The following is a 10,967-nucleotide window of genomic DNA, read 5'->3' on the forward strand; positions in this document are numbered from 1 at the left end:
ACCACCACCACCACCACCACCGGCAGCGGCAACTCCCAACAACCCCAAAGCACCAAGCGAAAACGCCGAAGTCGATAAAAGACTGCCAGACACAGCAAATGAACTCGGCTCAAATCCAGCAAGGCTCGCACGATCCAGAGTAAGCGGCGAAGAAATGCCATCCTGCAGAAATGCAGCTTCGAGTCCGCCCTCCGCGTCGACCACCACATAAGGGTGATAGGTGGAGTCCTGAGACATGCCGATGAGCTGACCTTCGAACTCATAGAAGTCTTCAATAATGAGCCGAGGTGCATCCGGGTCCTCACCCTCAAGCGATACGTGCAAATCCTTACCTACACGCTTGACAACAATTTTCTCCGGCGCGAAACCACGCTCGCCGGTGGAAAGAATGTATTTACCACCTTTAATTGCCTGAATTCGAACCAGCTTATCGTGAGACTGAGAGAGATCACGCGTTAGAGTGACAGTTGAATTGTCCACAACAGAAACACTAGCTTTAACCATTTTCACACAGAGTTACCTTTTTAGGGGGCGCCACCGGATCAGACAAGGGCGCTGAGCATTTACAAGCTTGCTCAGGCTATATTTCGCCCTCTCCTATCAAAATAGGATCAATCCCAAAAAAGCCCCATGAATCCCCCTGCAGTGGCCTAATGAAACCATGAAGTGGCCTAATGAAACCGGACACCCATTTAGGTGAGAATGCTCGCCAGATCGAGGTGTCAGATGACCAAAAAACGCCGTTCCTTTTCTGCTGAATTCAAACGCGAGGCTACCGACCTCGTGCTCAAGCAAAACTACAGTTACATCGAAGCCAGCCGTTCACTCGGTGTCGACGAGCCGGCCCTGCGCCGCTGGGCCGATCAGGTTCAGCAGGAGCGCCAAGGCGTCAGGTCGCGGTAGGGATGGCAGTTACCTGCCACCCCCCGCACAGATCCGTACGTGCGGATCTACCGCATACGGCTACTGCCTCGGGCATGTGACGCGAAGCGACCCTCAGGGTAAGGATGTGCATTTCTGGGTCTAGGTATGTAGAGGTCGACAAGGCGTCCGTAGCGTGACCATTGAAGCCGATTACGCTGGCTGCGACGTTTGAGGGCTTGCCGCCATAGACGGCATACCGCCAGACGAAAACCACCAAGACGTATCAGATTCCCCAGCACGGCGTGGTAATTGAAGTACCCGCTGACCACCCGGGTAAGCCACTGACCCACGACTCGAACAGGCTCATGACGTCGGCGTTTCAGCTCATCCCGAATAGCCAGCAGCGTTGTACGCATTCGTTTCTTGACCGTCAGCCGCAGTATTTGAAAGCCACCACTTCTGTTGGTACTACAACAATGCGTGAAGCCCAGGAAGTCAAACGTCTCCGGTTTACCTAAGCCTCGCTTCCTACGATTTCTCGCAGCAAAACGACCACATTCAATCAGCCGTGTCTTCGAGGCATTGAGGGATAAACCGAACCTGGCCAAGCGCTCCTGCAACTGCACCAGAAACTGCTGAGCCTGCCATTGCGTCCTGAAACCCACCACGCTGTCGTCCGCGTAGCGCACAACGATCACATCGCCACGGGCATGCCGCTGGCGCCACTGCCTTGCCCATAGATCCAGCACGTAGTGAAGATAGATATTCGCCAGCAACGGCGATATCACTGCGCCTTGGGGAGTCCCCTTGGTCGCAGCCACCCTACGGCCAACCTCCATTACTCCCGCCTGAAGCCATTTGCAGATGAGCCCGAGCAGGCGCCGGTCTGCAATCCGGTGTCCTAGAAACATCAGCATCCATTCATGGTCGATCTCATCAAAGAACGACGTGATATCCGCATCCAATATCCAGTTCACCTTCTGGCCCTTGAGCGCGACCGTCAACGCATCCAGCGCATCGTGCTGGCTACGTCCCGGCCGAAACCCATACGAGAATCCCAGAAAGTCCTCTTCATAGATCGCATTCAGAACGGTAACGACTGCCTGCTGCACGATCTTGTCCTCCAGAGAGGCAATGCCCAACGGGCGTTGCCTGCCATCGGCTTTGGGAATGTAGACCCGCCGCGATGGCGTTGCCCGATAAGCTCCACTGTGGAGTCTTGCGTGCAAATTGCTCACCCGCTGGAGAAGACCTTCCTCGTATTCTCGCCACGACATGCCGTCCACTCCCACCGCAGCATCGCGACGAAGTGCATAGAAGCTCTGCGCCAATAACTGCGGTGTGATGTGGTGCAGCAATGCCGTGAACTGCATGCCCTTGTTCCTTCGGGCTGCTACACGTACAACTTCAAGTCCCATCGACGCGCAACTGATCCGGCTCAGTGTCCGGGGTGCGAGGGGTTTGTCGGTGTTTCCCTTGGCTACGTCCCTTTCCTCCACTATCTCCGCCGGGCCAGGCCCTTTGTTCGATGGCTTCTCAGGTACTACGGACGCATCCGACTTCTCTGCGACGTGGACAGCAGGGTTACGGCTTTTGGCCTTTCCTGCTCCGCCCGATGCGTGCGCACTGGGCACCGCTGAGATCTCCCAGTTTCTGTGCGAAGGACTTCCCGACGTGCACAGGGTCTCCGACCGCGCAGGATCAGAGCATGACTGGCGTATATCGCAATGCTCCGTATTGCCTTCTGCTTCGGTTAACAGCATCGGCATCCCGAATTCCTGATTACGCGGCTCAATGGCTGGCCCATCGGTTTCCCCTGTCAACGCTTCACCCTGCACCTCACGGTGCAACATGCATGACTCGGGGTCTGGTTGATTCGCCATTTCTTACCAGTATCGAACTTTCATCGACTATCCTCCGCCAGCTTTAACTGGCGCACTAACCGTCCGGGCAACACACCTTCCTGATGCCATCGCTTAAGGCGATGGTGTCCACTTAATTAAGTGGACACCATTTTTAGCCTTTTTAAGCGGACGCCCATGCCACAAGAACGCCGTTCCTATTCCAAGTCCTTTAAGGCCAGGTCATCGCCGAGTGTGCGCAGACTGACACCTCGATTGCCAATGTCGCCTTGACCCACAACCTCAATGCCAACCTCGTCCATAAATGGATTCGGGTGCATGGGCAGAAAATACCTGGCACTGCAAACTGCCTTTATTCCGGTCAAGGCATTGTCTTCGACAGCGGCCCCTCAAGTTCTTCCGGCCACGATTCGAATCGAAGTGCCTCATTCAAAAGGCGTAGTCGTGGTGAGCTGGCCAGCAGAAAATGCAGCGACATGTTTCGCTTTCCTGCGAGACCTGCTGCGATGATCCGCATCGACATCATCTGGCTCGCCATCGAGCCCATGGATATGCGCGCCGGCACTGAAACCGCGCTGGCGCGAGTTGTCGCGGTGTTCGGTGCGGCGAAGCCGCACTGTGCTTATCTGTTCGCCAACCGCCGCGCCAATCGTATAAAAGTGCTGGTGCATGACGGTGTGGGGATTTGGTTGGCTGCCCGGCGCTTGAATCAAGGTCGTTTCTTTTGGCCAGGCGTGCGGCACGGTTCTTAGGTTGAGTTGGATGCAGAGCAACTTCAAGCCTTAGTGCTCGGTTTACCTTGGCAACGCGTCGGTTCCGGAGGAGCCATCACGGTACTCTAACTCGTCTGCCATGGCGCGCTTGCCGGCGCAATTGGCCCATCAGTCTATCGCCGCCACTTGCCCTCTCTGGCAAAATCGGCGGCATGACTTCGCATCCGAATCTCGATCAATTAAACCCTGAAGAACTGCGTGCCTTGGCAGCGCAGTTGATCCAGCGCATCGAGACGATGGACAAGCAAATCACTCATCACAAGTCGGTCAACGAGAAACCGGCCCACGAGATCGCGCCACTCAAACGCTTCAAGTTTGCCAAGCGCAGCGAGCAGTTGAGCCCGGATCAAGCCAGCCTGCTCGACGACTTGATCGATACAGATATCGCCGCTATCGAAGCCGAACTTGAGGCGCTGCAACCGGCACCTGTCGAAGGCAAAGTGCGCCAGCACGCCAAGCGCGCACCGCTGCCACCACAGTTTCCTCGCACGCTGATCCATCACGAACCGGACAACAGCCACTGCCGGTGCGGCTGCGCCCTCAAGCGCATCGGCGAAGATGCCAGCGAAAAGCTCGACTACACGCCAGGCGTGTTCACCGTCGAGCGCCACATCCATGGAAAGTGGGCCTGCTAACAGTGCGAAACGCTGATACAGGCGCCGGTACCGGCGCACGTCATCGACAAAGGCATCCAGACCGCAGGCCTGTTGGCTCACATCATGGTGGCCAAGTTCGCCGACCATCTGCCGCTGTATCGCCAAGAGAAAATCTTTGGCCGCGCCGGGCTGCCCATCGCCCGTTCGACCTTGGCGCAGTGGGTGGGCAACTGCGGCGTGCAATTACAGCCGCTGGTTGATGCGCTGCGCGAAGCCGTGCTAACGCACGGCTTCGTCCACGCCGACGAAACGCCGGTACAAATGCTGACGCCTGGCGCGAAGAAAACTCATCGCGCTTATGTCTGGGCCTATGCCACCAGCCGGTTCTCCGATCTGGCGGCGGTCGTTTATGACTTCAGTCCGAGCCGCGCTGGCGAACATGCCCGAGCCCTCCTTGGCCACTGGAACGGCAAGCTGGTCTGCGACGACTTCGCTGGCTACAAGGCAGGCTTTGAACTGGGCGTCACGGAGATCGGCTGTATAGCCCATGCACGCCGCAAGTTCTTCGACTTGCACGCGACCAACAAAAGCCAGATCGCCGAAAAAGCGCTGCACTACATCGCGGCCTTGTACGAAGTTGAACGAGAAGTCCGCGAGCTGGAACCGGGTGTCCGACAGCGAATACGGCAGGAAAAAGCAGCGCCGATCATCGGCGCATTTCATAACTGGATGATCGCCCAGAGGCAACTTGTGCCTGAGGGATCAGCCATCGCCAAAGCGTTGGATTACAGCCTCAAACGCTGGATGGCGCTGACGCGCTATCTCGATGACGGTGCTGTGCCCTTCGACAATAACTGGTGCGAGGTGCGACACGAGGTCGCTTAATGAAGTTGTTCCCCGCAGCGGGAACCACCCGTGTCACCGGGTGAATCTAGAAGGCTGAATCAAGAGCGCTTTCGACAATGGAACGAGGCACCGCAAGGTGCGGGGTACCAATCGTGAGAGGCGCCCCCTTCTGGCAGCCATAGCCGGACAAGGGCTAGATAGTCGGTATGGTGAACGCATGTGAATCTGCGCAACGATCGTTAAGTTGAACGAGCGGAAATGGCTTACACGCTCGAACCAAAATGGTAATGGAGGTGGGAATTGCGTCTTTCGACTACGCACTCGTGACCCACATGCCTCCCGGTCGATAGCAGGCACCTAATCCGACGCACTTCAGTAGGCGGAACGTGGAAATCCCGTATCGCTCCCGTCAGGGAAAGCCGTTTGTAAAAACTGCCCATGGCGGTGCGGGCGAAGGAACGAGGAAAAAGCGAACGCCATCCTGTAATGGGTTGGATAGAAGTTGAAACATTACTTCACGCGAAAGCGGGCAGACGTCCTAATGGTCTCTCTTCACACGAGAGTTGGTAGAACCCTTTCAACGGAAGGAGAGCAAATGAACGCAGCGGCATCGGCGTGTGCACATTCCGGCACTTCGTGGGACGGCATCGATTGGATCGCCGTGCAACGTCGTGTCAAAGGGCTGCAAGCGCGTATTGTGAAGGCTGTACAAGACGGCAGGCATAATAAGGCGAGAGCCTTGCAATGGCTGCTGACTCACTCGTTCAGCGGCAAAGCTTTAGCCGTGAAACGTGTGTCTGAAAACAAAGGCAAAAATACTCCCGGTGTGGACAAGGTCACTTGGAATACGCCTAGGGCCAAGATCGCTGCGATAGAGTCGTTGAAGCGGCGAGGCTACTCGCCGCTTCCGCTTCGGAGAGTCCTCATTCCGAATGAAAAACGGTAAGACTAGACCTCTCGGAATTCCCGCGATGAAATGCCGAGCCATGCAGGCGCTTCATTTGCTGGCTCTGGAACGCGATAGCGGAGACCACCGCCGACCCGAACTCTTATGGATACAGGCCGGAACGCTCAACTGCGGATGCCTCCGCACAGTGCTTTGGTGTGCTGTCACGAAAAGCAAACGCGGAGTGGGTGTTAGAGGGCGACATTCAAGGCTGTTTCGACAATATCAGCCATGACTGGTTGATCGCCAACATCCCCATGGATAAGGCGATTTTGCAGAAATGGCTCCGGGCTGGTTATGTCTACCAAAAGCAGCTATTCCCCAGCCACGCCGGAACCCCACAGGGAGGCATCATATCCCCTGTGCTGGCGAACATGACGCTGGATGGGTTGGAAGCGATGCTGGCAAAGAGGTTTCCCAACGCGAAGTGGACAGCCCGAAAAATGCGCGTGGTGCGTTATGCAGATGATTTCATCATCACTGGTTGCTCGAAAGAATGGCTGGAGAATGAAGTCAGGCCCGCCGTGGTTGATTTCTGGCAGAACGTGGACTTGTCCTCTCTCCGGAAAAAACCAAGATAACGCACATAGGGGACGGGTTCGACTTCCTCGGATGGAACCTGCGCAAGTACAACGGCAAGCTCCTGATCAAGCCGTCCAAGGCGAACATCGGGGCTTTACTTGTCAAGCTGCGAGAGTTGATCAAGACCAACAAAACGATACGACAGGCTAACTTGATAGGTTTGCTCAACCCGGCTCTACGGGGCTGGGCGAACTATCACAGTCATGTCGTTGCCAAGAAGGTCTTCAACCAGGTGGACAGCGCAGTGTGGGAAATGCTCTGGCGATGGGCGGTACGTCGCCACCCTCGCAAGACACGCCGATGGGTGAAGGATCGGTATTTCAAAGTACAAGGGGCGCGCCGTTGGGTGTTCTCGTGTACTGAAAAATCCGTCGATGGTCGGAAGCGTCAGTACACGTTAGTAGACGCCTAAGACACACCGATTGTGCGACATATTAAGATTAAGGCTGCCGCCAACCCTCACGACCCTACATGGGGTGAATACTTCGAATCCCGCTGGGGCAAGAGGATGCTCACTTACGTAAAAGGTCGAGCCAAGCTGTATCGGATATGGGCGCAACAGGGCGGCAGGTACTGCGCCTGCTTCAAGCCGGTGACCAAAGACACACCGTGGCACAGTCGCCATACTGTGAAGCTAGGTCATGGCGGGACGGACGCAGCCGCTAATCTTGAGATCTACCACCTGCGCTGCCCAAGGGCAGGACAATTTGCCAATGTCGCTGATGTATAACCGGCTGCCTGAAGGTGCCTTCGCAGAGGCTTGAGCCGTGTGCTGGGAAACTCGCATGCACGGTTCTTAGGGGGCTGGGCGCGGGTAACCGCGTCTGACTACCCGACAATCAAATCCGGCCGTGGGCTCTTGGGCGCTCGAACTGGTTGTTTGCAGGGTCGTCACGCAGCGGCAAACGGGCGGCGGCGATCATGAGTTTGATCCAGTCGGCGCGACTCAACGGGCATGATCCGCATGCTTACTTGAAGGATGTTCTTACACGCCTGCCGACGCAGCGGGCGAGTGAAATTACCGAACTGCTGCCGCACAGGTGGGTGCCCGTTTAATCACGCAAGGTGTGTTGGGCAGACGCTTACAGTGCGCCGGCAAACGCAAGTAGACCCGTAAAGAGTTGTTCCTGATCGAAATGGATCGGGTGGTTCCGTGGAAGGGTTTGATTGCTCTGATCGAGCAGCACTACCCGAAGGGTGATGGTGGTCGTCCGGCCTATCCGCTGATGGCGATGCTACGTGTTCACCTGATGCAAAACTGGTTCGGCTACAGCGATCCGGCCATGGGAAAGGCACTGTACGAGACTACTATTCTGCGCCAGTTTGCTGGGCTGAGCCTGGAGCGGATTCCCGACGAAACCACCATCCTCAACTTCCGTCGCCTGCTGGAAAACCACGAGCTGGCGGCAGGGATTCTGGGCGTGATCAATGGCTATCTGGGTAATCGGGGCCTGTCGCTGCGCCAGGGCACCATCGTCGATGCCACGCTGATTCATGCGCCGAGTTCGACAAAGAACCAGGACGGCAAGCGCGCCCCGGAAATGCACCAAGCCAAGAAAGGCATTCAAGGGTACTTCGGCATGAAGGCCCATATCGGCGTCGATGAAGAGTCAGACCTGATGCACAGCGTGGTGGGTACGGCGGCGAATGTGGCAGATGTCACGCAGGTCGATAAGCTGCTGCACGGCGACGAAAATGTGGTCTGTGCCGATGCCGGCTATACCGGAGTGGAGAAACGCCCCGAGCATGAAGGTCGCCAGGTCATTTGGCAGATTGCCGCCCGGCGCAGTACCTACCAGAAGCTGGGCCAGCGCAGCACCCTGTACAAAGCCAAGCGCAAGATCGAAAAGCCAAGGCACAGGTCAGAGCGAAGGTCGAGCACCCGTTCCGGGTGATCAAGCGCCAGTTCGGTCATGTGAAGACGCGTTTCCGTGGTCTGGCCAAGAACACGGCACAGCTGGTGACGCTGTTTGCGTTGTCGAATCTGTGGATGGCCCGCCGACATTTACTGAGCAATGCAGGAGAGGTGCGCCTGTAATGTGGGGAATAGCCGCCGCGAGGTGCTCGCAGCGGCTAAAAAGCCAGGAATGAGTGAGTGATCTGAGCGTTTGGATCGGCTCATTACTTTCAAAATCGGCGGTGACCGAAGTCAGTCAGAAACACATGACTACTTCAGACCATCCCTAACCTCAATAGCACGCAACTTCGCGCTACACCTCGGGCGAATGGCCAAACGCCACTCGGGCGAGTATGCATCTAATTACGCGCGAACAGCCAATTAGGACAAATCTTATATTTTTAATATGGCCCCTCCTCGAGTCTACCACTCTTATTTTTTAGCCGATTCGAGTCTCCGAATATGAATCCAAGACATTCCAAAACAAATCCAGGTAGTTGACTCCATGCAATCACCGGATTTTCACCTGCCAGTTCTATCCAACGCCCCTTTACACTGTTTCTTAATCGAAAAGCCAAATAACCTGAATGGATAGAAAGAACCAGCCAAAACGAATAAACGGGCGCTACAGAGCCTATCAAGAAAACAGCCAGAAACTAGATGCGCACGCTCATGAAAAAATTCTTGCTAGCTGGAATCACTGCCATAACCATCTTTTCCGCCGTATCATTGAGGCTTATGGCTGGTGACATAAGTGAACCCACATACCCTGTCAATGCTGACTCGCAAGAAAGACGTGAAATGTTGCTAAAACACCGCATAAAAAATGCGAGCAATCTGATTTCTAAAGTCACCTTCGAGCACGATCGCGTGATTACTGTCGTTTACACACCAAGGCGCATAAGCGATGACAGCGTCTGGATTGTCGAATTATTTCAGGCCGCCAGGCAAATTTTGATGGCAATTTCCAAGGTCATGGCTTCCTTCCACCCAAGTGTCACCATTCACGCTGAAATTCGTACAATAAACATGGACGCTCACCAAAACTCCGTTACCGGGATATCATTAGTTTACCGCGGCGACAAACTCTCAAACATCAACTGGGACCATTTCTCACTATGGGATGCGGGCGAGCAATCAGAGGGCGTAATATTCCACAAGCTTGGTAAAAAGCCCGCATTGAATTATTGTCAAACTGAACAAGGAGAGAGGCACAGCTTGCTTTTTTGCAGAAAACTACATGCTATAATAGACAACTGAAAAGCCAGAGGACAATAGCTGCATGGCCCAGCCAGTGGACAACTTAATACTTAGCCAGCCCCCCCCTTCTCGCCTTCTGCCCAATCAACCCATGATCGCTGCCAAGTAGATATACGTGAAAATCGTGCAGATAAAAAACCCCGATTGCGTAAATACCACAACCGGGATCCGCCATGGTTACCTGTCCCCCTGTGCTTGCTACTCAAACAGGTAACCGAGCGAGCGCCAGAATCGCTCAATCCCTGCCTCGCAACCATAAGATTCGTCTGGAAATCCATTTATTCTTGTCCAATTAATGATTCACGCCCTCAGCGAAAAGAACACACTTGGCCAGCATTCAATCTAGTAACTATAGCTGAGACAAAGAGCGACGACTCTGCTCTTGCCTTTAGAAATGTGGATAGCCGATTACGTCGAAAACTTCTACGCGCCTTGTCGCACAAGATCAGAAAACAAACGCGACTACTTTCACTTTCAAGACCAGTCCCATACCGAAACTCCCCCTCCCCATCTAGCATCCATGCGCCCATTCGGGGCGTATGGACTAAAAACTGGAGGATGCATGTTTCGTAAATTGAATGCCGAGCTCATCGGCACGTTCTGGCTTGTCTTCGGCGGCTGTGGCAGTGCCATTTTCGCTGCTCAAGGCATTGGGCTTCTTGGTGTTTCTCTAGCCTTTGGCTTGACTGTCGTGACGATGGCCTATGCCATCGGGCCAATCTCCGGCTGCCACCTCAACCCTGCGGTCAGCCTGGGTTTGTGGGCTGGCGGACGATTCAACGCACACGAACTCGTGCCCTACATTCTTGCCCAACTGATCGGTGGCGTACTCGCCGGCGGTGCCCTTTTTCTGATCGCCAGCGGCAGCCCCAGCTTCGATCCAATGTCCGGCTTCGCCGCCAACGGCTACGGTGCTCAAGGCTCGCCAGGTAGTTACAGCCTGCAATCAGTACTGATCGCCGAGGTACTCCTGACCGCGTTCTTCCTGTTCATTATCATGGGGGCTACCGATAAATTGGCTCCGTTAGGCTTTGCTCCAATCGCCATTGGCCTGGGGCTGACCCTGATCCATTTAATCAGCATCCCTATCGATAACACCTCGGTAAATCCTGCACGCAGTCTGGGGGTAGCGCTTTTTGCCAACCCCTTGTTCCTGCAACAGCTGTGGGCGTTCTTTGTAGCGCCACTGGTTGGCGGTGTACTTGGCGCACTGGCCTACCGAGCAGTTCGCAAGGCGGACTAAGCAACTCCTTATGAATACATCTTCCCAATCCCGAACCATTGACTAGAGAAACATTGTCACTGGTCTATTCTTTGGGACTGGGAAGATGCCCGTCACTC

8 protein-coding genes and 4 pseudogenes are annotated in these 10,967 nt (G+C 55.1%); 10 read left to right on the forward strand and 2 right to left on the reverse strand.

Annotation, left to right across the window (positions count from 1 at the left end):
• Positions 1-510: hypothetical protein (locus AC3WP4_RS28265; protein ID WP_218244360.1), on the reverse strand; the 510-nt coding region annotated here is incomplete at its 3' end.
• Between the two features lie 216 nt (positions 511-726).
• Here AC3WP4_RS28265 and AC3WP4_RS28270 point away from each other — a divergent pair.
• Positions 727-891: pseudogene (locus AC3WP4_RS28270) on the forward strand (transposase); the annotation flags it as partial.
• 59 nt (positions 892-950) lie between these two features.
• On the opposite strand, the gene ltrA reads toward AC3WP4_RS28270, so the two are convergent.
• The gene (gene ltrA, locus AC3WP4_RS28275) at positions 951-2,237 is read right to left on the reverse strand and encodes a group II intron reverse transcriptase/maturase (RefSeq protein ID WP_173860509.1); all 1,287 of its coding nucleotides are present in this window, start codon (positions 2,235-2,237) and stop codon (positions 951-953) included.
• Positions 2,238-2,995: 758 nt separating this feature from the next.
• Here ltrA and tnpB point away from each other — a divergent pair.
• The 9 genes and pseudogenes from tnpB to aqpZ all read left to right on the forward strand — a co-directional run bounded on the left by tnpB (position 2,996) and on the right by aqpZ (position 10,869).
• A complete protein-coding gene (gene tnpB / locus AC3WP4_RS28280) occupies positions 2,996-3,478 on the forward strand; it encodes an IS66 family insertion sequence element accessory protein TnpB (protein WP_146011635.1) in 483 nt (160 codons plus the stop codon).
• Between the two features lie 173 nt (positions 3,479-3,651).
• Positions 3,652-4,959 (forward strand): annotated as a pseudogene (gene tnpC, locus AC3WP4_RS28285) (IS66 family transposase); the annotation flags it as partial.
• Between the two features lie 577 nt (positions 4,960-5,536).
• Positions 5,537-5,887 carry a reverse transcriptase N-terminal domain-containing protein gene (locus tag AC3WP4_RS28290; RefSeq protein WP_256581407.1) on the forward strand — a complete coding sequence of 117 codons (351 nt, stop codon included), beginning with the start codon at positions 5,537-5,539 and terminating at the stop codon, positions 5,885-5,887.
• 74 nt (positions 5,888-5,961) lie between these two features.
• Positions 5,962-6,468, forward strand: coding sequence for a reverse transcriptase domain-containing protein (locus tag AC3WP4_RS28295; RefSeq protein ID WP_256581410.1), 507 nt, complete (start codon positions 5,962-5,964; stop codon positions 6,466-6,468).
• 152 nt (positions 6,469-6,620) lie between these two features.
• Positions 6,621-6,881, forward strand: coding sequence for a group II intron maturase-specific domain-containing protein (locus AC3WP4_RS28300; protein WP_256581409.1), 261 nt, complete (start codon positions 6,621-6,623; stop codon positions 6,879-6,881).
• Between the two features lie 422 nt (positions 6,882-7,303).
• A pseudogene (locus tag AC3WP4_RS28305) lies at positions 7,304-7,525 on the forward strand (transposase domain-containing protein); the annotation flags it as partial.
• A gap of 80 nt (positions 7,526-7,605) precedes the next feature.
• Positions 7,606-8,507, forward strand: a pseudogene (locus AC3WP4_RS28310) (IS5 family transposase).
• A gap of 531 nt (positions 8,508-9,038) precedes the next feature.
• Positions 9,039-9,626, forward strand: a complete 588-nt coding sequence (locus tag AC3WP4_RS28315; RefSeq protein WP_146011636.1) for a hypothetical protein — start codon at positions 9,039-9,041, stop codon at positions 9,624-9,626.
• A 562-nt stretch (positions 9,627-10,188) separates the two neighbouring features.
• Positions 10,189-10,869, forward strand: a complete 681-nt coding sequence (aqpZ, locus tag AC3WP4_RS28320; RefSeq protein ID WP_102616766.1) for an aquaporin Z — start codon at positions 10,189-10,191, stop codon at positions 10,867-10,869.
• Positions 10,870-10,967: the final 98 nt, after the last annotated feature.

The organism is Pseudomonas sp. FW305-20, from assembly GCF_058788075.1.